Source organism: Enterococcus mediterraneensis, from assembly GCF_900604485.1.
Classification (GTDB): Bacteria; Bacillota; Bacilli; order Lactobacillales; family Enterococcaceae; genus Enterococcus_C; species Enterococcus_C mediterraneensis.
This window is the reverse complement of the sequence record NZ_UWOP01000001.1, coordinates 1,509,472-1,533,843: the sequence shown is the minus strand read 5'-3', so window position 1 is coordinate 1,533,843 and position 24,372 is coordinate 1,509,472. Positions and strand designations below refer to the sequence as shown.

25 protein-coding genes and 1 riboswitch are annotated in these 24,372 nt (G+C 42.1%); of the genes, 8 read left to right on the top strand and 17 right to left on the bottom strand.

Going from position 1 to position 24,372, the window contains the following annotated elements; translation table 11 throughout:
- Position 1: 1 nt before the first annotated feature.
- Both murQ and EFB00_RS07530 read right to left on the bottom strand, forming a co-directional pair.
- Positions 2 to 907, bottom strand: coding sequence for an N-acetylmuramic acid 6-phosphate etherase (murQ, locus tag EFB00_RS07535; protein ID WP_122646239.1), 906 nt, complete (start codon positions 905 to 907; stop codon positions 2 to 4).
- Positions 885 to 1,967, bottom strand: coding sequence for a DUF871 domain-containing protein (locus tag EFB00_RS07530; protein WP_122646238.1), 1,083 nt, complete (start codon positions 1,965 to 1,967; stop codon positions 885 to 887). The genes murQ and EFB00_RS07530 overlap by 23 nt, the downstream gene beginning before the upstream one ends.
- A 220-nt stretch (positions 1,968 to 2,187) precedes the next feature.
- On the opposite strand from EFB00_RS07530, the gene def reads away from it, so the two are divergent.
- The gene (gene def / locus EFB00_RS07525; protein ID WP_122646237.1) at positions 2,188 to 2,751 is read left to right on the top strand and encodes a peptide deformylase; all 564 of its coding nucleotides are present in this window, start codon (positions 2,188 to 2,190) and stop codon (positions 2,749 to 2,751) included.
- A gap of 45 nt (positions 2,752 to 2,796) precedes the next feature.
- Here the strand turns inward: def and EFB00_RS07520 are convergent, their stop codons facing one another.
- The 5 genes from EFB00_RS07520 to EFB00_RS07500 form a co-directional block, all read right to left on the bottom strand.
- Entirely contained in the window at positions 2,797 to 3,300 is a 504-nt protein-coding gene (locus EFB00_RS07520) for a cysteine hydrolase family protein (RefSeq protein ID WP_206423468.1), read from the bottom strand.
- Positions 3,301 to 3,311: 11 nt separating this feature from the next.
- Positions 3,312 to 3,830, bottom strand: coding sequence for a transcription repressor NadR (locus tag EFB00_RS07515; RefSeq protein ID WP_122646235.1), 519 nt, complete (start codon positions 3,828 to 3,830; stop codon positions 3,312 to 3,314).
- Between the two features lies 1 nt (position 3,831).
- On the bottom strand, positions 3,832 to 4,674 hold the full coding sequence (locus EFB00_RS07510) for a chorismate mutase (RefSeq protein ID WP_122646234.1): 843 nt from the start codon (positions 4,672 to 4,674) through the stop codon (positions 3,832 to 3,834).
- Positions 4,675 to 4,688: 14 nt separating this feature from the next.
- Positions 4,689 to 5,390 (bottom strand): NAD-dependent protein deacylase, encoded by a 702-nt coding sequence (locus tag EFB00_RS07505; RefSeq protein ID WP_122646233.1) that lies wholly within the window; start codon positions 5,388 to 5,390, stop codon positions 4,689 to 4,691.
- Between the two features lie 121 nt (positions 5,391 to 5,511).
- A complete protein-coding gene (locus EFB00_RS07500) occupies positions 5,512 to 6,423 on the bottom strand; it encodes an EamA family transporter (RefSeq protein ID WP_122646232.1) in 912 nt (303 codons plus the stop codon).
- Positions 6,424 to 6,584: 161 nt separating this feature from the next.
- On the opposite strand from EFB00_RS07500, the gene EFB00_RS07495 reads away from it, so the two are divergent.
- The 7 genes from EFB00_RS07495 (at position 6,585) to ypfJ (ending at position 15,254) form a co-directional block, all read left to right on the top strand.
- A complete protein-coding gene (locus EFB00_RS07495; RefSeq protein ID WP_122646231.1) occupies positions 6,585 to 6,881 on the top strand; it encodes a hypothetical protein in 297 nt (98 codons plus the stop codon).
- 239 nt (positions 6,882 to 7,120) lie between these two features.
- Positions 7,121 to 7,291, top strand: a riboswitch (Lysine riboswitch).
- Positions 7,292 to 7,420: 129 nt separating this feature from the next.
- Positions 7,421 to 9,022: an ABC transporter permease subunit gene (locus EFB00_RS07490; RefSeq protein ID WP_420889754.1), complete on the top strand. Its 1,602-nt coding sequence runs from the start codon at positions 7,421 to 7,423 to the stop codon at positions 9,020 to 9,022.
- A 12-nt stretch (positions 9,023 to 9,034) separates the two neighbouring features.
- Entirely contained in the window at positions 9,035 to 9,769 is a 735-nt protein-coding gene (locus EFB00_RS07485) for an amino acid ABC transporter ATP-binding protein (RefSeq protein ID WP_122646229.1), read from the top strand.
- 140 nt (positions 9,770 to 9,909) lie between these two features.
- Positions 9,910 to 11,256: an amino acid permease gene (locus EFB00_RS07480; protein WP_122646228.1), complete on the top strand. Its 1,347-nt coding sequence runs from the start codon at positions 9,910 to 9,912 to the stop codon at positions 11,254 to 11,256.
- 138 nt (positions 11,257 to 11,394) lie between these two features.
- Positions 11,395 to 12,741: a branched-chain amino acid transport system II carrier protein gene (gene brnQ, locus EFB00_RS07475; protein ID WP_122646227.1), complete on the top strand. Its 1,347-nt coding sequence runs from the start codon at positions 11,395 to 11,397 to the stop codon at positions 12,739 to 12,741.
- A gap of 104 nt (positions 12,742 to 12,845) precedes the next feature.
- Positions 12,846 to 14,339, top strand: coding sequence for a helix-turn-helix domain-containing protein (locus EFB00_RS07470; RefSeq protein ID WP_122646226.1), 1,494 nt, complete (start codon positions 12,846 to 12,848; stop codon positions 14,337 to 14,339).
- Between the two features lie 12 nt (positions 14,340 to 14,351).
- Positions 14,352 to 15,254 carry a KPN_02809 family neutral zinc metallopeptidase gene (gene ypfJ / locus EFB00_RS07465; protein WP_122646225.1) on the top strand — a complete coding sequence of 301 codons (903 nt, stop codon included), beginning with the start codon at positions 14,352 to 14,354 and terminating at the stop codon, positions 15,252 to 15,254.
- 323 nt (positions 15,255 to 15,577) lie between these two features.
- Here ypfJ and EFB00_RS07460 read toward each other — a convergent pair whose 3' ends face one another.
- From EFB00_RS07460 to mutL, 10 genes are all read right to left on the bottom strand, one after another.
- The gene (locus EFB00_RS07460) at positions 15,578 to 16,603 is read right to left on the bottom strand and encodes a D-alanine--D-alanine ligase family protein (protein ID WP_122646224.1); all 1,026 of its coding nucleotides are present in this window, start codon (positions 16,601 to 16,603) and stop codon (positions 15,578 to 15,580) included.
- Positions 16,604 to 16,803: 200 nt separating this feature from the next.
- Positions 16,804 to 17,172, bottom strand: a complete 369-nt coding sequence (locus tag EFB00_RS07455; protein ID WP_122646223.1) for a hypothetical protein — start codon at positions 17,170 to 17,172, stop codon at positions 16,804 to 16,806.
- Positions 17,173 to 17,273: 101 nt separating this feature from the next.
- Positions 17,274 to 17,732 carry a low molecular weight protein-tyrosine-phosphatase gene (locus EFB00_RS07450; protein WP_122646222.1) on the bottom strand — a complete coding sequence of 153 codons (459 nt, stop codon included), beginning with the start codon at positions 17,730 to 17,732 and terminating at the stop codon, positions 17,274 to 17,276.
- Positions 17,733 to 17,744: 12 nt separating this feature from the next.
- Positions 17,745 to 18,311: a TetR/AcrR family transcriptional regulator gene (locus tag EFB00_RS07445; RefSeq protein ID WP_122646221.1), complete on the bottom strand. Its 567-nt coding sequence runs from the start codon at positions 18,309 to 18,311 to the stop codon at positions 17,745 to 17,747.
- Positions 18,312 to 18,326: 15 nt separating this feature from the next.
- On the bottom strand, positions 18,327 to 19,334 hold the full coding sequence (gene ruvB, locus EFB00_RS07440; RefSeq protein WP_122646220.1) for a Holliday junction branch migration DNA helicase RuvB: 1,008 nt from the start codon (positions 19,332 to 19,334) through the stop codon (positions 18,327 to 18,329).
- 13 nt (positions 19,335 to 19,347) lie between these two features.
- Entirely contained in the window at positions 19,348 to 19,938 is a 591-nt protein-coding gene (gene ruvA, locus EFB00_RS07435) for a Holliday junction branch migration protein RuvA (protein WP_122646219.1), read from the bottom strand.
- Between the two features lie 187 nt (positions 19,939 to 20,125).
- The gene (locus tag EFB00_RS07430; RefSeq protein ID WP_122646218.1) at positions 20,126 to 20,911 is read right to left on the bottom strand and encodes an L-threonylcarbamoyladenylate synthase; all 786 of its coding nucleotides are present in this window, start codon (positions 20,909 to 20,911) and stop codon (positions 20,126 to 20,128) included.
- Between the two features lie 392 nt (positions 20,912 to 21,303).
- Positions 21,304 to 21,741, bottom strand: a complete 438-nt coding sequence (gene msrB / locus EFB00_RS07425) for a peptide-methionine (R)-S-oxide reductase MsrB (RefSeq protein ID WP_122646217.1) — start codon at positions 21,739 to 21,741, stop codon at positions 21,304 to 21,306.
- 25 nt (positions 21,742 to 21,766) lie between these two features.
- Positions 21,767 to 22,333 carry a Maf family protein gene (locus EFB00_RS07420; RefSeq protein WP_122646216.1) on the bottom strand — a complete coding sequence of 189 codons (567 nt, stop codon included), beginning with the start codon at positions 22,331 to 22,333 and terminating at the stop codon, positions 21,767 to 21,769.
- Positions 22,333 to 24,366, bottom strand: coding sequence for a DNA mismatch repair endonuclease MutL (gene mutL, locus EFB00_RS07415; protein WP_122646215.1), 2,034 nt, complete (start codon positions 24,364 to 24,366; stop codon positions 22,333 to 22,335). The genes EFB00_RS07420 and mutL overlap by 1 nt, the downstream gene beginning before the upstream one ends.
- Positions 24,367 to 24,372 lie beyond the last annotated feature (6 nt).

Here is a 24,372-nt window from a genome sequence, read left to right as displayed (position 1 = left end):
TTTATTCCCCTCCCATGGTTTTTTTAACAAAACCGCGTGCATCTGCTAATTTCGCTGTTGCTTCGACTTTATTGCTGTCAGTTAAAATCATGACGATCGCTAATTTGACGTTTTGATTTGCCTCTTCAAAATATTTTGCTGCTGTTTCATAATCAGTTTCTGTTGCTTGCATGATGATTCGCTTAGAGCGTTCGATCAATTTTTCATTAGTAGGTTTCACGTCTACCATTAAATTATTGTAAACCTTACCAATACCAATCATTGAAATAGTTGAGATCATATTTAAAATCAGCTTTTGTGCAGTTCCTGATTTTAAGCGAGTTGATCCAGTCAAAAACTCCGGACCGCAGTCAACTTCAATTGGAAATTGTGCATGTTTAGAAATCTCTGCTTGTTTATTGCAAGAGATCGTTGCTGTTGTTGCACCGATTTTTGCAGCATAGTCTAAACCACCGATCACATAAGGTGTACGCCCGCTTGCCGCGATCCCAACTACCAGATCTTTGTCAGAAAGGCTTAAATTCTTAAGATCTTCAGCGCCTAATTCTTTAGAATCCTCAGCACCTTCAACGGCTAATGTCATAGCCTTTTCGCCGCCTGCAATCAATCCGATGACCATTCCAGGATCGACACCAAATGTTGGAACACATTCTGCCGCATCTAAGACCCCTAGCCGTCCGCTAGTTCCGGCGCCCATATAGATCAAGCGTCCTCCTTTGTTGAAAGATTGGATCGTTTGTTCGATTACTGCTTCGATACTTGATAGTTCCTTTTCAACAGCTGATGCAACTTTTTGATCTTCCAAATTCATTTTTTGACATGCCTCAACAACTGTCATTTCATCTAATCCGAAAGTTTCCTCATTTCTACGTTCTGTTGTTAAATTATCTAAATTGATTTTTTCCATCTTCATCATCTCTTTCTAAATAAAATTTCATACCAGCGCTGATTTGTTGGATCAAAGGCAAATCTTTGGAAATAACTCTTCCCGCCACATTCACCTTTTCATCTGCAAGCAAATCCTTCTTACAGATTTGGATTTCTCCCATATAGCGTTGATAGTTTTCGTTATCGACAGTTACGCTGCCATAAACTCTTGTATTGGTCTTTTGTGGTTTGATCAATGGGATCTCTTGAAAACGCGCATTTGCACTGCGCACGACATCTCTTGCTTCATCTCGACGATTTTCATGACTGCCTAATACGTATTCATAATAATCTGATCCGATATCTGCTAGATGTAAAAGGATCGTATTATCGTTTTGAAATTTTTCAAATTGTTCCTTCGTTTGAGGAGTAAGTCCCCCATCGCCGATATAGACTAAATCAACAGCTTTTGTTGCCAACAATGCCAGCGTGCTGGCCAGCGGATGCTGCCCGCGATGCTCTTCCAATGTCGGCAGACCAGAAAATAATGGCCCTCGAAAATTACTGTCTCCTGGAACAAAAGCTTGTACTGTAAATCCTGCCTTTTTCAGCCAGCAGTTTTTTTCATTGAACCACTCTGATTCCAACCCGGTCTCTGGACGCGGATAATAATTATGCCATGCCTCCAGATTTGAAAAATCTGCTCCGCTTGTCTGCAGTTCGTCAATATCTTTTTGTGAGATAGTGCTTGCATTTAACGCTACCTTCAATTGATGAGAAAGCTGGGCGATCTGCTGATTACTGATTGCATAATCCATCCGTAAACCGGTTACACCCAATTGCAGCAGTTCATCAATTTTTGTAAAAGAAAAGCCAGCTCTTGTCAGTGCTTCTCCAGAAATATCTACCATCAAGTCCAGATGATTTTTTTTCGCTTGCTCTCCTAAAACAGTCAAACGTTGACGGTAACACGCTGCATCATCTTCAGGAATATGCATTGAAGTAAATATACCCTTGAAGCCAGATTGTGCCATCTCATTAATATAATTGACCGTCTCTTGTGTCATTTCTTCATTCATAAACACAGAAAAACCAAACATGTTCTCCTACATCCTTTCGCTTGTCGCAACCGATTACAATGAAAGTATACGACATCCTTTTTCTAAAAGCAATGTTTTTTCTTATTTTTTTAATTTTATATGAAATATCATTTCATAAACTTTAAAATATCCAAAGAATCAAACAGTATTTTTACAGGGAGAAGCCTTTTGTGTTAAACTATTTAATAATCTACAAATCAACTCTAGAGGTGGAAGATACATGATAACAATGGATGATATTATCCGCGAAGGTAATCCAACTTTACGCGAAGTCGCGAAAGAAGTTTCCTTACCTCCAACTGAAGAAGAAGTAAAATTAGGTCGAGAAATGCTGGAATTCTTGAAAAACAGCCAAGATCCAGTCAAAGCTGAAGAATTACAATTACGCGGGGGCGTAGGACTTGCTGCACCGCAATTAGATATTTCCAAACGGATCGCAGCTGTCCATGTGCCTGACAGTGATCCTGAAAAGACAGAGCCTGTGTTCAGCGCTGTAATGTACAATCCTAAAATCGTGAGCCATTCTGTTCAAGATGCTTGCCTAGCAGAAGGGGAAGGATGTCTTTCTGTTGATCGGGAAGTACCCGGTTATGTCGTTCGCCATGCCCGTGTCACTGTTTCTTATTACGACGAAAACGGCGAAAAGCATAAAGTTCGTTTGAAAAATTATGAAGCGATCGTCGTTCAGCATGAGATCGACCATTTGAACGGTGTAATGTTCTATGATTACATCAACGAAAAAAATCCTTTCTCATTAGAAAAAGGCGTTTTAGTTATCGAATAATAAAAAACCGCTGGATCTTCGCGATCCAGCGTTTTTTTTATTTTTTTATTCAGTTTCTGAAATGATGTCAGCAAAGCGATCCTGCCAGATCCCTTGAAAGAAACGATTGGTCTGCTCCGCTGTCATAAATGAATTATCATAGGTCAGCCAACCGTCAGCGATCAATTGGATTTGATATCCCCGATCGTAGGCTGCCTTGATCGTGGCATCCATGCAATACTCGGTTTGCGCGCCAACGATCTCCAAACTTTGCACAGACAATGAATCCAATATCCCTTGCAAATCGGTATGATAAAACGAGTCCGCATGCGTTTTGCCGACAAATAAATCAGTTGGTCGCGTATCTAATTCTGACAAGAGCTGCCACTGTCTGCTTTCAGGAACCAGTTCTTCGTCTTCATGTTGGATAAAAATAATTGGCTGACTACTTTGACGATATTTATCGATTCGGTAATTGGTGAGTGCTATGATTTCTTTGACTTGCGTATCTTCTGGATCTGGACAAACCCCGTTTTGCAGATCGATGATCAGTAATGCGTCTTTTATCATGGTCATACCCCTCAATTTTCTTGATATAGAATTCCTTTTTCAGCTAGCGCTTGTTTGATTCTTTCAAGATCTTCCTCTTTTTGATAACGGATCGTATGCAGATGGATGCCTTTTGTCAAATCAGACAATAAACTGGCACCGGCTTTTTGATAGCGGCTCAGGAAATCATCAATATCTTTTTCATTTTTGATATAAAGTCCGCCTACTAACTCGCCGTACAATTCATGTTCCACGATCACATCGATTACTTCGCCACCGTAAGCTAAGATCGTTTCAAATTCTTCCCGAATCTGAGAAGCATCATGTTGGACTGCGATCTTGCTTACTTTTCCGTCGATTTCTTCTTTTTCCAGACGATACCCTCGCGCAGTTGCCACGATACCGATCCCTGCCGCCCGCATCAAAGCGATGTCTCCGACAATGATTTGACGGCTGACTCCAAATCGCTGAGCAAACTTGCTTGCGCTGATAGGTTTTTCCGCTTTTTTCAATTGGTTTAAAATCTCTTCACGCCGCACTGTTCCCTCCAAATCAATCCACTCCTTTGATTTTTTTTGCCTGATACATCCGCGAGTGCTTCATGACATCTTTAAAAGTTTCTTGGATCGTTTCTCGGTAATCGGGATTTTTTACCGCTTCCCCTATATTTTCGATAACTTTCTCTTCTCGCTTGGTATCTAAGACTTGCGTTGCTCCTTGCTTTTTGATTGCCGCGATTTCCGCTACCGCATCCATCCTTGCTTCTAATAAATGTGCGATCTGCTGATCCAGCCCATCGATTTTTTTCCGTTGTGCTGCTAAAGGATCGGCTTCGGTCCGTTCGATCTCGATATTTTTTATGATCCGTGCCGGATTGCCTCCGACCACTACGTTATCACCAAAAGATTTTGTCACAACACTGCCGGCTGCCACCACTACATTATCTCCTAATGTCACTCCTGGAAGAAGTATGACACCGCCGCCAAGCCAGACATTATTCCCTAGTGTGATCGGTTTGCCGCTTTCCAGACCGCTATTTCTCTTGACTGGATTTAACGGATGCAGGGCTGTCAAAAGCTGTGTGTTGGGACCGATCATGCAGTTGTCTCCGATCGTGATAGGACAGACATCTAAAAAAGTGCAATTGAAATTCGCGTAGAAATTCTTCCCAACAGAGATGTTATAGCCATAATCAAAATGGAGCTGCGGCTCTATGTAGACCTTGCCGGCTGTCTGACCGAATGTCTCTTTGATCAATTGACTGCGGATCGCATCATCCAACTCCTGATTGATCAAGCGCATTTGCAATCGTGACTGTTTGCGCTCGGCTACTAATTCGGGATCTTCAGAAAAATATAATTCTCCTGCGATCATTTTTTCTTTTTCGGTTTTCATTGAAAGTCCTCCAGTTAAATAAGTTGAAATACTGCTTCACCAGCACTTTGCACCATAGAAAAAGGTGCATCCATATAGATCTCGGTTTGATTGATGGCCAAGATCTGAGCATTTGCTTGTCGATAATAGATCAGATCACAAAACGGATGTACTTGAAATGACGTACCGACGATCACCAAAAGTTCTGCCGCTGCAACTGCCTCTACCGCCTGTTGCAGCGTTTCATCAGAAAATCCTTCGCCATAGAGAACGATGTCCGGGCGCAGCTGTCCGCCGCAGCCAGTATGTCGATCACTGACCAAGTATTCTTGCCAGTCCGCTGTTTGACCGCATTTTCGACAATAACAATGATACAGCGTCCCATGAAAATCAACTAACTGACGGCTGCCGGCTTTACGGTGCAGTCCATCGATATTTTGAGAAACTGTCCAGACTGATTTTGATCGTTCCAATGCGGCGATTTTTTCATGAATGATATTCGGCTGTGCGTTAGGATGATACAAATGCTTGACGAATCGATAAAATTTATCCGGTTCATTGATCAGACACTCATCACTTAGCAAGTATTCCGGTTGTTCCACTCCATGATAAACGCCTTGAAGCGAACGATAATCAGGGATTCCTGAAGCGGTCGATACACCGGCTCCTGTTAGAAAAGTTATGCGATCAGCTTGTTGGATCATTCTTGCTGCTTGTGCTTTTTCGATCTTTTCCAATGATCTCACCTCGTCTTTTAGTATACCTTTTCTTTGAAAAAGATACAGAAAAACAGCAAGAACAAAAATTTTTTTTGCACTTGCTGTTGTCAGTTGGTTAACACTTGAACGCTATATTTCTTTACGCGTCATAAAAACCTAAGATCATGATACCGATCATAATAGCGGCAATCACCAAATAATGTTTGAAGGTCAGTTTTTCTTTCAAAAAGATCCGTCCTAAAATCACAGATACGATGGCGTAAGCGGAGATCAATGGTGCTACGATGATCGCTTCTCTTGAGGAAATAGCCCCAACATAGAAAAATTGTCCGATCGTTTCGAACAACGCAGCGAATCCTTTGTCCCGTTCTCGAAAAACAATCACATTTTCTTTCTTTACGATTTCTAAATAGGCCCATAAAATCAATGCTACGATCAGAAAGGTCAATTCATAACTCATATTTGCTTGGTCTTCTGGCATGATATTTTTATATTCCAAATAATAGCTGTCTAAAAATGTGCCCAAGCCGTCAATGACCATATATAAGATCGGGAAGATGATCGCAACCGCTCCAAAGCGATACTTCCGATCGATCTCGATTCCCTCAGCGGCAAGTTCCGCGTTCTCTTCTTTTTTTTCAAGGATCGATAGGAATAAAATACCTATCAAGATCAACAGAATCGCTACCAGCTGCACACCGTTGATGGCATTGCCCATGATCAAAAATCCCAGAAGCGCTGTTACCGCACCGGAGGAATTGCTGATAGGAGAAGAAATCGAAACTTCGATATACCGCAGACCAAAATATCCGATGGCCATTGATAAAATATACATCCCTGAAACCGGCAGATAAAGCAAAAGATTTTTCCAGTCATAACTGATTCCTTGGTAAATAACATAATAGAATAAGACATGCAGACCCATCACCAACCCTACCATGATCGTTGTTTTCATGGCACTATGGCGATCGGCTTCATTATTGCCTTTTTTATAGAAAAGATCGGCGGCACCCCATGCTAAAATCGTAATGATTGCCGATGCAAACCACATATCAAACACTCCTTCTTCAATTGTTTACTTATACAAACTAGCTTAAAGACATGAAATCGTCAATCGATTTCTTTCTTTTTGTTCAGTTTCTTTCAAGCTCTTCATGACACCTTTGAGAAAACGTGGTAAAATAGCTCTGAATAAAAGTGAGGTGAATCTATATGGTACCGTTTATTATTTATTGGGCAATCATCCTTGTTTGTATCGCCTGGTTTGCATTAAGTCTTTTCTTCTCGATTTTTTATTTAGCACGTAAAGAAAACGGCAATCTTTGGGCATTTGCTTTATTCAATGTATTGGCAGCGATCGTTTTAACCATCTCATTAGCCGTTTATCGTACATGGGGCTGGGGGATCACACAATATTCAAGTCTGATCTATCTGGTTTTAGGATTATTGATCGGTTTGACTGTTCTGCAAGCGATCTTAGGCCGTGAACCGAAAGCAAAAGTCGCTTAAAATATTAAAAGCTGGCTGAATAACCGGAATCCTTCTGGCTGTTCAGTCGTTTTTTTACATACCTTTATTGTATAATTATTTAATACAAAGTATAAACTTTATCTTATAAGGATTTTAAATGGCGTAATTACGCACTGTTATAACTTTTTTTGCGTTTTTATGCGCAAATTGATTGACAAACAATAACAGTTCGGGTAGTCTTTATATGTACGAAACAACTAAATACGAGATGCCTCATTCACTGAGGTAGAGGTCGCGAGGTTCATTAACACTGTGGAGCAAAGCAATGCGTTGAAGCAGGACTAGGGAACATCGCCGAAATGAATAAATTTTGCTTGATTTGTTTGTTGGGACACAAGTTAACAGCTTGTGGACTGTCTTAGCATAAGCTAAGATGCGCTATGTTTTGTGAGAGGCTTGTCGACTAATCAAAAACAGTCAACAGCCGTTCCTTTTCATAGGGTACGGCTGTCTTTTTTTATCGACGTTGCCAGCCCTATTGCCTTATCTCGTTCAATTAAATGACAAAGGAGAAAGTTATGAAAAAAACGGTTTCGGTAACAGTATTATTAGCATTTTTGATTTCAATCTTTAGTTTAGGAGGCGCTCTGACAGCATCGGCAGATGAAAAAACACCCGCTGATGAGTTTCGGGTCGGATTAGAAGCGGGCTATGCTCCTTTTAACTGGTCCCAACAAACAGATGCAAACGGTGCAGTCAAGATTTCAGGTCAGCAGGCTTATGCCGGCGGATATGATGTTCAGATCGCCAAAAAAGTCGCTGACGGTCTCGGGAAAAAATTAGTCGTCCAGCAAATCAAATGGGACGGTTTGGCGCCAGCCTTAAAAGCCGGCAAGATCGACGCGATCATCGCCGGGATGTCGCCAACTGCCGAACGGAGAAAAGAGATCGATTTTACCGATCCTTACTATGAATCTCAACTAGTCATTGTGACTCGTAAAGACAGCGATTATGCAAATGCCAAAAGCTTAAAAGATTTCGCTGGTGCGTCGATCACTGCGCAGCTGAACACATTCCACTATAATGTTATCGATCAGATCCCTGATGTCAAAAAAGAACAGGCGATGGATAACTTTTCAGCAATGCGGACCGCCTTATCTTCTGGTGTGATCGACGGCTATGTCAGCGAACGTCCAGAAGGCGTGACCGCTGAAAGTGTCGACAAAAACATGAAAATGATCGAATTTGAAGATGGTCAAGGTTTTGAAACCAATCCTGAAGATGTACAAGTGGCCGTTGGGATGCGTAAAGGCGATCCTGATGTCCAAAAAGTCAATGGGATCCTAGCTGGTATCTCTTCAGCTGATCGGGTCGATTTGATGGATCAAGCGATTCTTGATCAGCCGGCAGCAACTTCTGATGAAGAAGAAGATACTGGCCTGATTGGTGATTTCAAAAAAATCATCGAACAATACGGTATGATGTTCTTGCGGGGTGCCGTCTTAACATTAGGTGTCGCATTGTTTGGTACGATCGCCGGAACGATCATCGGTTTACTGATCGGTGTTTTCCGTACGATCCCTAAATCTGAAAATAAAATCACAGCATTTTTCCAAAGACTGGCAAATTGGCTGCTTTCGCTTTATATCGAAGTTTTCCGCGGCACACCATTGATGGTACAAGCGATGGTTATTTTCTACGGTGTGGCAATGGTCTTTGGGCTTAATTTGAACAAAACAGTTGCGGCGCTTTTAATCCTGTCTATCAATACTGGAGCATACATGTCTGAGATCGTTCGCGGTGGGATCTTCGCTGTTGATGAAGGACAGTTTGAAGCCGCTCAAGCCATCGGGATGACTCATGGACAAACAATGAGTAAAGTCGTCCTGCCGCAAGTATTACGCAACATCTTGCCTGCTACCGGGAATGAATTTGTTATCAATATCAAAGATACTTCCGTATTGAGTGTTATCGGCGTAGCCGACTTGTTTTTCCAAGGAAATTCGGCCTCTGGCGCAAACTTCCAATTTTTCCAAGTCTTTACGATCATCGGGCTCATCTACCTTGTGATGACCTTCGTGATCACCCGGATTTTACGCCTTGTAGAAAAACGAATCGATGGACCAGCTTCTTATGTGCAGTTAGATGAAGCCGAAGAAATCGTGCCAGAAGAAAAATAAGGAGGCAGACACATGTCAAACACAATCATCGAAATCAATCACCTGAAAAAAAGCTTTGGTGAAAATGAAGTTTTAAAAGATATCAATGTTAAAGTCAATCAAGGAGAAGTCGTTACTATCATCGGTTCCTCCGGTTCTGGTAAATCGACACTGCTTCGCTGTATCAACCTTCTGGAAAAACCAACCAGCGGCGAGATCGTCTATAAAGGAAAAAATGTTCTAGATGCGGATTACAGCTTATCAAAATACCGTACCAACCTAGGAATGGTTTTCCAATCTTTCAACTTGTTCAACAATATGAACGTTTTGGAAAACTGCATGACCGGTCAAACAACGGTCTTGAAAAGAAACAAAGCGGAAGCGAAAAAGATTGCTCTAGAAAATCTTGAAAAAGTCGGTATGTCACGTTTCGTGGATGCCCGACCTTCTCAGCTTTCCGGCGGACAAAAGCAACGTGTCGCTATCGCCCGCGCCCTATCGATGGAACCAGATGTTATGCTGTTTGATGAACCGACTTCTGCCCTTGACCCAGAAATGGTGGGAGAAGTTCTAAAAACGATGGACGACTTGGCACACACTGGTTTGACGATGATCATCGTAACCCATGAAATGAGTTTCGCTAAAGAAGTTTCCGATCGCGTTATCTTCATGGATAAAGGTGTGATCGCAGAAGAAGGCACACCAGAAGATATCTTTGTGAATCCTAAAGAAGAACGGACCAAAGAATTTTTACATCGTGTGTTATAATCAATTGTTATCAAGCTGGCTTGTCGGTATCGATAAGCCAGTTTTTTCGTCTAAAAACTAAAAATATTTATTGACAATTGTAATTTTCTGAAAATTTCGCTAAAATAGGCGGGTATGATAAAAGTTAGGATGAATAATTTATGGAAAAACAAGAATTAGAACGTGGTTTAAAAAATCGGCATGTTCAGCTGATCTCGATTGGCGGAGCGATCGGAACAGGCCTCTTCCTGGGGTCCGGCAAATCGATCCATTTGGCGGGGCCATCAATATTATTAGCTTACATGATCACTGGCGGTATTTGTTTCTTGATCATGCGGGCGTTAGGAGAATTATTATTATCAAATGTCGACAATCATTCCTTTTTGGATTTTGTCGCTGAGTACCTAGGAAAAAAATGGGCATTCATCACCGGTTGGACCTACTGGTTTTGCTGGATCTCCATCGCAATGGCTGATTTGACCGCTATCGGATTATATACTCAGTATTGGCTGCCCAATCTCCCCCAATGGCTGCCGGAGATCATCGCGTTAGTCCTGTTGTTGTCGTTGAATCTGATCGCAGTTTCTTTATTTGGTGAATTGGAGTTCTGGTTTGCATTGATCAAAGTCGTGGCAATCGTGGCACTGATCGCAGTAGGAGCCTATATGGTAGTGACTCGCTATCAAACATCGATGGGACCAGTAAAGATCTCAAATATCTGGAGCCATGGCGGCTGGTTTCCTAAAGGAACAAACGGCTTTTTACTTTCTTTCCAAATGGTTACTTTTGCATTTGTCGGGATCGAATTAGTGGGTCTGGTCGCCGGTGAAACGGAAAATCCTAAAAAAGTGCTGCCGGAAGCTATCAATAATATTCCTATCCGGATCATTCTTTTTTATATCGGTTCCCTGCTTGCTATCATGGCGATCTATCCATGGGACAGTTTAGTCACCAGTGAGAGTCCTTTTGTCGAAGTTTTTTCCGAAATCGGGATCACCGCCGCAGCCACTGTCATTAATGTCGTGGTTTTAAGTGCGGCCGCTTCTGCCTGCAATAGCGCCATCTACAGTACCGGACGAATGTTGTTATCACTAGCGCAAGAAGGCAGTGCGCCTGCTTCATTTACCAAACTGACTTCACATAAAGTCCCTGGAAAAGCTTTATTCACTTCTGCGCTGGTCATCTTTGTGGCCGTTGTCTTGAATTACTTTATGCCAGACCAAGTATTTACGATAGTCACTAGTATCGCAACAACGTGTTTCCTTTTTGTTTGGGGCGTTTTAGTCTTCACCCACATGAAATACCGCCGCAGTATGCGGGGAAAGAAACAGCATCCATTTAAGATGCCGTTATATCCATTAAGCAATTACTTGATATTTGCGTTTTTACTTTTCATTGCCGGCATTTTATTATTCTCACCTGAAACACGTCTTTCAGCTTTAGTGACACCATTATGGTTCGTTTTGCTGTGGATCATCTATTATTTTAAATTTGAAAAGAATCACTAGCAGTACTTGTTGTGATAGAAGCATCTAATGAATTTTGGTTCTGTGGATTTTCAATTTACCGGCCTGTTAGAAATATCATGACACAACTTATTTTCTTTTGTTATTTTAGGAAAAATACTTTACTATGGAGTACAGAATATGGAGAAAAAACTGAGATTAAAAGATTATTTATTTATCGGTTCGATGCTGTTCGGTTTGTTTTTTGGAGCGGGTAATCTGATCTTCCCTGTGCATATGGGGCAAGAAGCCGGACAGGCGATCACATTAGCCAATCTTGGCTTTTTGATCACTGGTATCGGACTGCCTTTTTTAGGGGTGATCGCCATCGGTATGTCCCAAAGCAGCGGTGTCTATGATCTGGCAACACGGGTCAACAAGCGCTATGGGATGATCTTTACGATCCTTCTTTATCTAGTAATCGGTCCTTTTTTCGCTTTGCCCCGCTTAGCGACGACTTCCTTTGAGATTGGGGTCGCCCCATTTCTTGCTGCGGAATCACAGCCGATCATGCTGGCTGTGTTCAGTATTTTGTTTTTTGGTGTCGCATGGTGGTTTTCCCGCAAACCCACCAAGATCCTTGATTACGTAGGAAAATTCATGAATCCCTTGTTTTTACTGTTATTAGGATTTTTGCTGTTACTGGCTTTTCTTCAACCAATGGGGGAAATCACAACAGCCCCTGTCGTAGAAAGCTATCAAGCACATCCATTTTTCACCGGCATCACTCAAGGCTATAATACGTTAGATGCCTTAGCTTCACTGGCATTTGGGATCATTATTGTTACCACGATCAAAAATATGGGCGTTGTAAAACCGGCAACCATCGCAATCGATACCGTAAAATCCGGTTCTATCAGTATTTTATTGATGGGGATCATTTATACACTGCTTTCTTTCATGGGAACTATGAGCTTAGGAAAATTCCCCATCAGCGAAAACGGCGGAATTGCTCTTGCGCAAATCGCTTCGTTTTATTTAGGAAAAACCGGCAGTTTGTTGTTGGCTTTTATTGTGATCATCGCTTGTTTAAAAACAGCGATCGGTTTGATCACAGCTTTTGCTGAAACCTTTGTCGAGCTTTTACCTAGCAGAAGCTACGCTTTATTTGTTGGGATCGCCAGTCTTCTACCTGGTATTTTCGCAAATGTCGGTTTGACTAAGATCATTGAATTTTCGACGCCGGTCTTGATGTTTGTTTACCCATTGGCTATCACGCTGATCTTATTGGCACTGCTCAGCCCATTGTTCAAACACGAAGGAATCGTCTACCGTCTGACCACTTATTTTACATTCATCGCCTCCATCTTGGATGGATTGAACGCTGCCCCGGCTGCTGTCAGAAATTTGAGTTTGGTTGACTCACTGCTTTCTATCGCTGAAAAATATCTGCCGTTTTTCACTATCGGTATGGGCTGGATCGTTCCAGCTGCTGTCGGCTTTGTGGTTGGGCTGATTTGGAGCGTATTTAGTAAAAAGGCGAAATAAATCAGGCTTTTGCACGCAAAAGTCCTTTATAGTCCTGTCAACTGACAGTTATCAAAAAAAAAGATACAATATTATTAAGGAGTAAGGTATAGGAAGGTGTTTTTATGTTATATGAAGAGTTAATAATGGATTCGTCTACTTTAATGAAGTATCGGTTGTTTAAAAATCTTATGGCAGTTGGTCGCCCCAGTTATCCGATATCACAATTAGCTAGCGAAATGGATTTGAATTATCAACAAACGGTCATTGACCTGACGGAAATCGACACAGAATTATCTGAGATCGATCCTAACCATCAGTCGATTTTCATCGGAGCCGGAAAACTAAACTGTCTCAATCTGTCCTGCAGCTTAGATAATTATCGGTACTATCTCTTGAAACACTCGATCCCATTCCAATTTGTTTTATATTTTCTAAATGAAGAAAACCCGACGATCGATGATTTCTGTACACGCTATGAGTCCAGCCGTTCGACTGTTGCCCGTAAAATCGACAAGTTAAAAAGACATTTGAAGACTTTCCATATCCGTTTCACTTATACTGAAGCTGGGATCGTCGGCGATGAACGGATGGTTCGTTTAGCGTTGTTCAATATGATCTGGTTAGGTGCACGAGGATTGGATTGGCCCTTTGCTGTTTCTGAAGAAAAAGCAGAAGCATTGGTGACCGAGTTCTCAGAATATTTTCCATTGAGTCGAACTTATTTGGGTCGCTTAGAGTTGCGGTATTTTGCGGCGATCTTCCTCTCACGAATCAGCAAACAGCAATTCGTCAAATATGATTCTGCATACAATTTCTTGATGCAAAAAAATCCTTATTACGATTTCAATCGTTTGAACAAGCATTTTGACGGTCAATTGACAACACGACAAAACAAAGCCGAAACAAGTTTCATCTACTTTTTAGCTCATTTCGTACCTTTCTATACTCGTGAAGATGATCCTTCATTGCAACAGACGATCACAGATTTCTCCAGCCGAGAAAACCCTGTCTATCCGATGGTGGAATCATTTATCGCTTTTGCTAAGGAAACCTATTTCCAAGACAATCCGGAAGTCTTGGATCAGCCGATCGTCTGGGGGAATCTGCTGAATATCAGTTTTGCTTTTTATGTATTTAAACAGCCCTTCCCGATCATCCAGCGTCTGGTAGTCGCACCTCGGAAAAAAGATGCTTTTGTCCACGAAATGGAAGAAAAGATCTTTGAATTCTTTGATACGTATAAAGAAACACCTGATTATGCCTATATCAATGACCAGACACAGTTATTGATCACTAAAGCCTTTAAAGATGTGCTGCTGCCTCTTTACGATCGTGCGAAAACATCGCAAAAAGTCACTGTCGGTATCGCTCTAGAACACAACTATCTGTTAGTCAAGAATCTCTATCAATTTTTGGAAGACCTTCACTTTGTGGATGTATCACCTTATGATGAACAACATAAAGGAGAGTATGATCTTGTGATCAGTTCTTCGCTGCTATTGAAAAATACGTATCCGGATCTCAACGTTTTCTTATGGGATTACTCTGGAGAGGACGAACAATCTATTGTACTTTACAAGACACTTCGCAATCTATATACCGCAATAAATCAATAAGGATGTGATGATATGCGTTGGAAAGGCGAGCGCCAAAGTTCAAATGTAGAAGATCGCCGCGGTTCTGGTTCCTCTTCGATCCCTGGAGGGCTGCTTGGCGGCGGTGGTATCGGTATGATTATTTTTGTTATCATCTCGTTGCTTTTTTCTGGCGGCAACGTCGATCTCGGTTCTATTCTAGGAGGCCAAGGAGCTGGCGGTGGCGGCTATGATACGACAGTCGTCCAACAACAGCAAACGGCTCCAGCCGATGACGAAGCCTCGGAATTTGCTTCTGTCGTTTTTGCCCATTTAGAAGACTATTGGAATGAAACCTTTGACACTTACAATCTTGACTACACGAACCCGACACTTGTCTTATATACCGGCAGCGTCCGTTCAGCTTGCGGACAAGCCAGTTCCGCTATCGGGCCATTCTATTGTCCAGGTGATCAAAAAGTCTATCTGGATCTGAGCTTTGCGGATGAATTATCTAATAACTTCGGGGCTACGGGAGATTTTGCGATGGCCTATGTGATCGCTCACGAAGTAGGACACCACGTCCAATATGAACTGGGGATCGCCGAGCAAATGGAAAAAATCCGCCAGCAAGTATCAGAAAAAGAATACAATAAGTACAGCGTCCGTCAAGAATTACAGGCCGATTATTTTGCCGGTTGTTTTGCCAAATATCTCGCCGGTGAGACCTATAAAGGTCAACCGATCCTAGAAGCTGGCGACATCAATGAAGCTGTCTTTGCAGCCAACCAGATCGGTGATGACACCTTGCAAAAACAAGCGCAAGGCTATGTCGTACCTGATAGTTTTACTCATGGTACTTCAGCTCAGCGAGTCGCTTGGTTTGAACGAGGCTATCAATACGGCGACTTGGAACATGGCGATACGTTTGCCGCATCTGATTTAGATCTTAACTGATCGATCAATAAAAGATTTGCAATTCTTAACAACTTTCCAAGGTTTTAGTCACAAATTATTCACATTTACTGCTTATTATATAAGCATACCAACAAACAACCCTAACTAACACTTTTTCATTTTTAACTCCTTCCCGCCAGCTACCCACTGGCGGGTATTTTTTTTCGTTTATTTTGCGATGTTTACTTTTTTGAAATAGAAACGTCACGTTTTTTTCACATTTTCCAGTTATAGTTTACTCATCCCAATAAATAACCCTAACAAAACACTTTTTCATTTTTTTACTCCCTTTTCCCGCCAGCCTGACGCTGGCGGGTATTTTTTTATTTATTGGTAAATCTCTCGTAAGAAAGCTGAACGATTTTTTCACACAATTCATTATAAGAGATACCGGCAGCTTCTGCTTCTTGCGGCAGCAGGCTGGCAGGAGTCATTCCTGGCAATGAATTAGCCTCGATCACATATAATTCGCCTGCATCATTCATCATAAAGTCGACACGGGAATAAACAGACAACCCCAACATTTGATGGACATGCCAGGCTGTTTTCTGCATCTTTTCTGTCAATGATTGGGGTAATTTTGCCGGTGTGACTTCCTCTGTCAAACCTTGCTGGTATTTGTTTTTATAATCATAGAAACCTTCTTTAGGGATCAATTCAATGATCGGCAATACATTATTCCCTAAGATCCCCACAGAAAATTCTCGACCCGTAATTTTTTCTTCTACTAAAACAGTATCTCCATATTGATGCGCTTTTTCCAATGAATGTTCCAACTGCTTCTGATCTTCCACGATTTCCACACCGATACTAGAGCCATTGTCATTGGGTTTGATGACAGCCGGTAATTGGATCTCTTCGATGTTCGTTTCGCGAGTCACTACCTGCCATTTTGCCGTCTTGATCCCATGATAAACCATCAATTCTTTTGAAATTTTTTTATCCATCGCCAGCAAACTGCTTTTATAGCCGGAACCCGTATAGTTGATGCCGTAAATATCGAATAAAGCCTGTAATTGTCCATTTTCACCGATCCCGCCATGCAATGCCAAAAATACCATATCGCATGATTTACAGATATCGATCACATTGGGTCCAACTAGATCAGTGGAATCTTTTTTTAATTTTTCAAGATCCGGGGCTTCTTCTGCAATCACATGACGATAAGTTTCAACCTGATAACGCTCGTATGCAGTTTGAAAATGTTGGCAATCTGCTATCCCATCGTAAATATCCATCAATAACACTCGATGACCGTTTGCCATCAGCGCATTGGCGATCTGACTGCCGGAAGACAACGACACTTCCCGTTCATCACTTAATCCGCCAGCTAATACGACTATATCCATTTCTTTTCCTCTTTTCTGATTCGCTCATTCAATGATTGACCAAGAGCTATGAAATCGAACTGCTTAACTCCTTGATCAACTAAACAATAGTATACTCCTTCTTCTCAGTCAAAGGAGGTACAAAGGGGATAGCTAGATGGAAACAAAAAACTCCCATGAGTTCACTGGAAACTCACAGGAGCGTTCTTAATGTAGTATTTTTAACGGGAAATGACTTCTTGTCGTCCATTAGGAGCAAGGATCGTCAGTTTCCGAACAGCCGCTAAAGGTACCATCCGAATCTGCTGCGGATCATTTTGCAACTTGATCATCAGCTGTTTTTTATCTTTATTTTTTGAAATGAACCAGCCGGAAATCGTCTCGAATTTTCGTTCTGATTTGTTGTTTGTTACTTGTAGTACGACTAGACTATGTTGACGAGCGGCTTTTTTAGCAGCAGCTTGCATTTCAACCGAAATTTTTTCTTGTAAACGATCATCTGCATTATCACTTAAAAATGTGTCCAACAATGTGTTTGAGGTAAGCGCAACCAGTTGCCGAATCTTTTTGATCTTCGATTTTTTTTCCATTGCAAACTCCTTTCTGCTGCAAGTAAACAAGCGTCTATGACTCTATTTTAATGAAATCGACAGCAGAACTCAAGCATCGTCGATTATTAATGGCTCTTTTTTTACTTAGCATCTTTTTCAAATAAATCCAGCCATTTGTCCAAACCTTCTGTCAGCATCTCATATGTTTCTTGAAAATCCCCTGTATACCAAGGATCAGGTATTGCTGTCTGCTCTTTTCCAGGAACAATGTTCATATATAAAAAGATTTTTTCTTTTGTTTCTTTTGGAGCGATTGCTTTTAGATCCTGCAGATTGTTTTGATCCATACCGATGATATAATCAAAGCGGTAAAAATCATCTTCAGTGATCTGTCGTGCCCGCATCATGGAGAAATCCACTCCTGCTTTTCGTAGAACTTCTTGTGTTCCCGGATATGGCGGATTGCCTACTTCCCATCTGCTGGTAGCTGCCGAGTCCACTGTCAGCGGAATATCTCTTTCAGCGGCGCGTTTTCGTAATAGCCCTTCTGCCATTGGTGAACGACAGATATTTCCTAAACAAACGAATAAAATTTTCATGTAACCAGCCTCCTACTCTTCGCTTTGGTACAAACGAATGGAAAAGAATTCGACATCTTTTGCTAATTGAAACAGCTGTGTAGCGATCTCTAGCGGTGTTTCCTGATAGCCTTCTGTGATCCAATTCAGCAGTACGCCACTGCAGCCGTAAGCGAAAAATCGACCGTAAAAGTCTTTATCTTTGTCTGTCAGTACACCTTCCACGTCCACCTGTTCGAATAATTTCCGAAAAAGTTTCGCTACGATCAGTGAAAATTCCTTCACCAAAATATCACGACTATTTGCGACTGTTGTTGTATAAAAGTCGCCTTTTTCTTTCATCCGTTTCAACATCTTCAACGCCTGCTCTTCCCAATTACCGATCGAAAGTTCTGACGAAGTCAAATATTTCAGGGAATCATGAAGGTAGAGCCAACGCAGCAATTCATCTTTATCAGAAAAGTGATAGTAAAACGTTTGTCGGTTGATCTCAGCTTTTCTGGAAATATCTTGGACGCTGATTTTTGCGTAAGGTTTTTCTTCAGTCAATGCGATCAACGCTTTTGCGATCGCTCTTTTTGTCTGATTTCCTTCTGCCATAAGTTTAGCTCCCTCTTATTCTGATAATTGGTAGGAGTACCCGAAATGCTCATAAGCAAGGGCCGTGGCGATTCGTCCTCGCGGTGTGCGTTTCAAAAAGCCTTTTTGGATCAAGTAAGGTTCATACATATCTTCAACGGTCTCTGTTTCTTCACCGATATTGACGGATAATGTACTCAGCCCCACCGGCCCGCCGCCGTAGATTTCGATCATGGTTTTTATCAATTTCTGATCCACATAATCCAATCCTGCTTTATCTACTTGTAACAAGCCCAATGCTTTGTCTGCGATCAATTGATCGATCACACCATCGGCTTGGACTTGGGCAAAGTCCCGTACCCGTTTCAACAGGCGATTGGCGATCCGCGGGGTGCCGCGGGAACGACGGGCGATCTCCACAGCACCGGTAGTCACGATCTCTGTTTGAAAAATATCCGCAGAACGCAACACGATCTCCTTTAGATCTTTCTCTTGATAGTATTCCATATGGCTGATGATCCCGAATCGATCTCGCAAAGGCGCCGACAGCATGCCGGCTCTTGTGGTTGCTCCCACCAAGGTAAAAGGCGGTAACGGGAAATGGACCGGATGGGCAGTGGTTCCTTGTCCTACCATGATATCCACATAAAAATCTTCCATGGCCGAGTAAAGCATTTCTTCTGCTACCCGCGGCAACCGATGGATCTCATCGATAAAGAGTAGATCTCCCGGTTCTAATTCATTTAAAATCGCGATCAGATCTCCCGGACGTTCAATGGCAGGCCCGCTGGTTGTTCGGATGTTGACACCCATTTCATTGGCGATCACCATCGCCATCGTGGTTTTTCCTAATCCTGGAGGCCCATAAAGCAGCACGTGATCCAGTGATTCTTCGCGATTTTTTGCCGCTTCGATATAGATCCGCAGCTCTTTTTTGACCTTGTCTTGCCCGATATATTGCGAAAGAAATTGAGGACGCAGCGATTTTTCAATGATTGCTTCTGTATCTGTCGTTTCCGGCGAAACGATCCGTTCATCTGTCATTGATTATGCCTCCTTACTTCTTCATCATTAGTTTCAATGCTTCTCGCAAATATTCATCTGTGGATTTGCTTTGATCTTCTGTCAGTTGTTTGCTGATACGTTTGATCTCTTTGTCGCTGTATCCTAATGCTGATAATGCCGCTAGCGCTTCTTCCTTAGCTTGATTTACTGCAACTGTTGGTGAAAGCGGCAGATCACTGGCAAGTTCCCCCAACTTCCCTTTCAGATCAAGGATCATCTGCTGTGCGGTTTTTTTACCGACACCGGGAAACTTAGTCAAGTACGTCACATCACTATTTTCGATTGCTGCGATCATACCATCGTGTTCTTCATTAGCCATGATAGCCAATGCACTTTTTGGACCGATCCCTGATACACTGATCAAACGCAAGAACAGCTGCTTTTCTTCTAATTTACCAAAACCGTAAAGCAGGTGCGCGTCTTCTCGGATCACTTGATGGACATAGATTTTTACTGCCTGATTGATTTTTCCGCTGTAACGGTAAGGATTTCCTAATGCGATCTGATAGCCGATCCCTTGCGTTTCCAATACCAAATAAGCTGGATTGATAGCGGTAACGGTACCGATGATATATTCGTACATGTTCTGTCCCTTTCTGTACATATGTTCCCCTTATTGTATCATAAGTTCCCGCGACAAAAAAGAGACTGTTTCCTATTAAAATAGAAAGCACCTCTTTCTTTGCGTGCAGCCATATTAAACTATTACAAAATAATTGCGCATACTTCTTTATTCATAACAGAAGATTGAAGAAAATAACAAAGATTGTTTAGTAATACTCTCCATGACGATAATCCCATGAATTGAAATGTTCAGATAAAATCCCTTGAATCTTATCGACAGCCAAACCTTTTCGGATCAAGACAGGTGCTGGAGTGACCGAGCGGGCTGTTCCTTGTTCAGGGATCAGTTTTCCCTCTTTATCTACAAAAGAAACCATGACACCTTGTTCATAGCGTGTTTCAATGGTCTTGTCCGGTTGGATCGAAGCGACATAATCGTTTCCTTCAATGATCAAATCTGCTTCATTCGCGATTCTTTCACCGATTCCTTCAACTAAACCTCGATTTCCCTTACCGGACGGATTTGCTGAGCTGGCAAAAAGCAATTTTTTCTCTTGTTCCCATAATTCTTTAGAGATCTGTTCTCCTGGAACACCAAATTTGATAACAAAGCAGCTTGTTCCGCGAGCATCTGTCATTAGTTCATCAGAACCATCTTGCGGGATATAGGCTTTCCCAGTTTCTTTCCAAGGAAGGATCGCTCCAAAGAGGATATCTTTTTCCCAACATTCTTGGTAGACGGCAGCAATTTCGCTGGTTACTTCTGCCAATTCATGCAATTGTTCAAGAGAACTGCACAAAACAACTCCCGGCTTGTTTCGTTTGCGATTTTTTGCGGAAAACTTTCTTTCCAGCCCTTCTTTATCGGAAACAGCAACGATATAACCGACTTTTGTTGGACAAACGATGAGTTTTCCTTTTTGTTTTAATAGAGCAATCGCCTCTTGATTTGGCTGCCCGTTCCATTTAACTTCTTTACTCAATTTATTCATCCTTTCCCTAAAACAACAATTGATTTTAAAATATTCTGAAAATTCTGATTTAAGATGGTTATTAGGATAATAAAGGACTGCGAAAAAATAGTCAAGAACATTTAGGCATTCTACCAAATAAAATAACTTAATTTATATTAATGATTATTAAAAAAACCACAACAATTCTAAAATGATATCTGAAATATAAGTAAGCAATATTCCTCTTAATGATCAACTGTATTCTCTAAGTTGATTAGCTTTCTGGCAGTTTATTACGCAATCCGCACACGCTTTTAAGAGACTGCGAAAAACAGCACACAGGCTGATTTCTCGATTTTTATGCTGCCTTGAAAAAACATGAGCATTTTAATATGCAAAAAAGACGGGTCAAAGGACCCGTCTTCTGATTGTTATTCAACATATTGTTTATATTCGCTGTATCCTTGTTCGTCCATCTCTTCGTATGGGATAAATCGCAAAGCGGCTGAATTGATGCAATAACGCAGACCGCCTTTGTCTTGCGGCCCGTCTGTGAAGACATGGCCAAGATGGGCATCAGTCTCTTTGCTTCTGACTTCAACGCGGTGCATTCCATGAGAAAAGTCCGCTTTTTCTTTGATCTCTTTTCGAGCGATTGGCTGGGTGAAAGACGGCCAGCCACAGCCGGCGTCGTATTTCGCAGTCGAAGAAAACAGCGGCTCGCCGCTGATGACATCTACATAAATACCTTTTTCGTAAAAATCATCATATTCGCCTGTAAAGGGCCGTTCTGTCGCGTTTTCTTGGGTCACGGCATATTCCATCGGGGACAAACGTTTTTTCAATTCTTCTTTGGTATATTCAGCCAATTTTCCCACTCCTTTTGAGACTTATTTAGTTTGAGACTGGGGTGAATTTTTTCAGCATTTGATAGACGACTCCTGTTGGGAACCCGACGATACTGTAATAATCACCATCGATCTTTTTCACAAAAACACCAGCTTTACCCTGTATTCCATAGGCACCGGCTTTATCGCTGTATTCGCCTGTCTTTAAATATTTTTTAATTTCCTCGTCTGTCAAATCAAAAAAGAGGACTTTTGCTGGAACGATCGCGCTTTCGATTTGCTTGTCTTTGCGCAAGACTACTCCGGTGTAAACGTGGTGCATGCGGCCGCTCAATCTTTTCAACATAGCAAATGCCTCTGCGGAATTTTTCGGTTTCCCCAGTATCTTGCCATCCGCTACCACAATCGTATCACAAGCGATCACTAAATCCTCTGGATGATGCTCAGAGACAACTGCCGCTTTGGTTTTTGCCATCCGTTGCACGTATTCTTGCGGCTGGTCTTTTTCATGGATCGTCTCGTCGATATCGGCGGGCTCTATGCTGAAATCCTCCACGATCTGCCCCAACAGCTCTTTGCGTCGGGGGGATTGTGAAGCTAAAATGATTGCCATTACATCGTCTCCTTTGTTTTGTGTGGATCTTGGATTCGTTTAAACATTTTTTCCATGTCGCTGTTGGTGAAATGGATCAGCACTGGCCGACCATGCGGGCAGTTGAACGGATTTTCACATTCTGCCAAATCCTGCAGCAAGACCCTTGCCTGCATCTCATTCAAATAATGATTGGCTTTGATGGACCGTTTACAGCTCATCATGATCGCTGTTGCTTCACGGAATTTCTTGACACTGACTGTGCCGGTGGTCAGCAGCATATCGATCATTTCCCGAATGATCGATTCTTCCTGACCTTTTGGATACCACACTGGATGTGCCCGCACAATAAAGCTGTTGGCGCCGAACTCTTCCAAATAGATCCCGACATTTTCCAGCAGCTCTTTCTGCTCTTTTAATTTCAGCGCGTCACTATTTGGATAATCCAAAACAAACGGCACCAGCAATTCTTGCAGATCATTGGTAACATCGCCGATCTTTTCCCGGAAATATTCATATTTGATTCGCTCTTGAGCGGCATGCTGATCAATGATGTAGAGCCCTTCATTGCTTTGGGCAAAGAGATAGGTCCCATGCATCTGACCAAAATACTCCAAATGAGGAAAACGTTCCGCTGGTTTTGTTTCCGTTTCTTCCAAAGCTTTCACCAATAATTTTTCACAATCTTTATTGGCAAGATCAAATTCCGGATGGAGTTTCGCTTCCGTTTCTTCAAAATATGTTTCAGTATTAGCAGCGGCTGTTTCTTCCGATTCTGCTGACTGTTCGCTGCTTTCATAAGAGACATCTGTTGACGAAACCGGTTCAGATCCTGCTTCTTGTGAAAAACTATTTTGTGTTTTTTCACCTTCATCCACAGCATTGTCCACAGGGTTTTCCACAGTTTGTTGATAACTCTCCGAGACAAAGAATTTTCCGCTGACAGCATCATAGGAAAGACCTGTCGAATTTTTTGCATCCGGCAGATCGATCGCCAACTGTTCCGCTTTTTCTTCTTTGACTTTGGTTTTGAATCCTAGATTATCCGCAGCATTTGGGATCAGGTTCTCTTCTTTCAGCGCGTCATTGATCGCTTTACTGAGAAGTGCCGTCAGTTCTTTTTCTTTGGAAAGTCTGACCTCCTGTTTGGTAGGATGCACATTGACATCCACCAACAACGGATCCATTTCGATCTCGATCACCGCGATAGGGAAACGGCCGATCATCAGTTTCGATCCGTAGCCGTTAACGATTGCTTTATTTAAAGCAAAATTTTTGATATAGCGGCCATTGATGATCGTAGACAAATAATTACGGCTGGCGCGCGTGACTTCCGGTAAAGAAACATACCCGTTGATCTTGAAATCCAGATCGTCTGCTTGGATTTTCAGCATCTTTTTAGCTGTGCTGATGCCGTAGATCCCGGCAATTGTTTGTTTCAGATCACCATTTCCGGCAGTCGAAAGCATTTTGTTGCCGTCATGAACCAGACGAAAAGCAACGGTCGGATGGCTCAGTGCTAGGCGATTGACGATATCCCCAATATTCGCCAATTCTGTTTGCAGCGATTTGACATATTTCAAACGAGCCGGCGTATTGAAAAAGAGGTTTTCCACTGTGATCTTAGTACCTTGACGCAGCGCAGAGGGCGTATGTTCCATCACACTGCCGCCTTTTAATTTTAAGAAAGTCCCTTGTTCCGCTCCTTGCAGTGCGGTTTCCACTGTGACCTCGGAAACAGAGGCGATACTAGGCAGCGCCTCCCCTCGAAACCCCAGTGTACGAATCCGGAAAAGATCGTCTCTATTGTGGATCTTGCTGGTAGCATGGCGTTTAAACGCATTTTCCACATCGTCTTCTGCGATACCTTCACCGTTATCGGTTACTTGGATCTTCCGCAATCCGGCTTCTTCAATCAGGATATCGATCTGGGTACTGCCGGCATCCAGCGCATTTTCCACTAATTCTTTCACAACAGAAGCAGGCCGTTCCACAACTTCTCCGGCAGCGATCTGATTGGCAAGACGTTCCGATAATTCTTGGATTTTCCCCATAAACGG

Coding starts and splice junctions, on each gene's coding strand:
- def (WP_122646237.1), top strand. CDS start 2,188: ATGATAACAATGGATGATATTATCCGCGAAGGTAATCCAACTTTACGC.
- EFB00_RS07495 (WP_122646231.1), top strand. CDS start 6,585: ATGGTACCGTTTATTATTTATTGGGCAATCATCCTTGTTTGTATCGCC.
- EFB00_RS07530 (WP_122646238.1), bottom strand. CDS start 1,967: ATGTTTGGTTTTTCTGTGTTTATGAATGAAGAAATGACACAAGAGACG.
- mutL (WP_122646215.1), bottom strand. CDS start 24,366: ATGGGGAAAATCCAAGAATTATCGGAACGTCTTGCCAATCAGATCGCT.
- EFB00_RS07480 (WP_122646228.1), top strand. CDS start 9,910: ATGGAAAAACAAGAATTAGAACGTGGTTTAAAAAATCGGCATGTTCAG.
- EFB00_RS07455 (WP_122646223.1), bottom strand. CDS start 17,172: ATGGAAAAAAAATCGAAGATCAAAAAGATTCGGCAACTGGTTGCGCTT.
- ruvA (WP_122646219.1), bottom strand. CDS start 19,938: ATGTACGAATATATCATCGGTACCGTTACCGCTATCAATCCAGCTTAT.
- EFB00_RS07450 (WP_122646222.1), bottom strand. CDS start 17,732: ATGAAAATTTTATTCGTTTGTTTAGGAAATATCTGTCGTTCACCAATG.
- EFB00_RS07485 (WP_122646229.1), top strand. CDS start 9,035: ATGTCAAACACAATCATCGAAATCAATCACCTGAAAAAAAGCTTTGGT.
- EFB00_RS07520 (WP_206423468.1), bottom strand. CDS start 3,300: ATGATAAAAGACGCATTACTGATCATCGATCTGCAAAACGGGGTTTGT.
- brnQ (WP_122646227.1), top strand. CDS start 11,395: ATGGAGAAAAAACTGAGATTAAAAGATTATTTATTTATCGGTTCGATG.
- EFB00_RS07430 (WP_122646218.1), bottom strand. CDS start 20,911: ATGAATAAATTGAGTAAAGAAGTTAAATGGAACGGGCAGCCAAATCAA.
- EFB00_RS07510 (WP_122646234.1), bottom strand. CDS start 4,674: ATGAAAACCGAAAAAGAAAAAATGATCGCAGGAGAATTATATTTTTCT.
- EFB00_RS07490 (WP_420889754.1), top strand. CDS start 7,421: ATGAAAAAAACGGTTTCGGTAACAGTATTATTAGCATTTTTGATTTCA.
- EFB00_RS07460 (WP_122646224.1), bottom strand. CDS start 16,603: ATGGATATAGTCGTATTAGCTGGCGGATTAAGTGATGAACGGGAAGTG.
- EFB00_RS07420 (WP_122646216.1), bottom strand. CDS start 22,333: ATGGCAATCATTTTAGCTTCACAATCCCCCCGACGCAAAGAGCTGTTG.
- ypfJ (WP_122646225.1), top strand. CDS start 14,352: ATGCGTTGGAAAGGCGAGCGCCAAAGTTCAAATGTAGAAGATCGCCGC.
- EFB00_RS07445 (WP_122646221.1), bottom strand. CDS start 18,311: ATGGCAGAAGGAAATCAGACAAAAAGAGCGATCGCAAAAGCGTTGATC.
- ruvB (WP_122646220.1), bottom strand. CDS start 19,334: ATGACAGATGAACGGATCGTTTCGCCGGAAACGACAGATACAGAAGCA.
- EFB00_RS07500 (WP_122646232.1), bottom strand. CDS start 6,423: ATGTGGTTTGCATCGGCAATCATTACGATTTTAGCATGGGGTGCCGCC.
- EFB00_RS07470 (WP_122646226.1), top strand. CDS start 12,846: ATGTTATATGAAGAGTTAATAATGGATTCGTCTACTTTAATGAAGTAT.
- murQ (WP_122646239.1), bottom strand. CDS start 907: ATGGAAAAAATCAATTTAGATAATTTAACAACAGAACGTAGAAATGAG.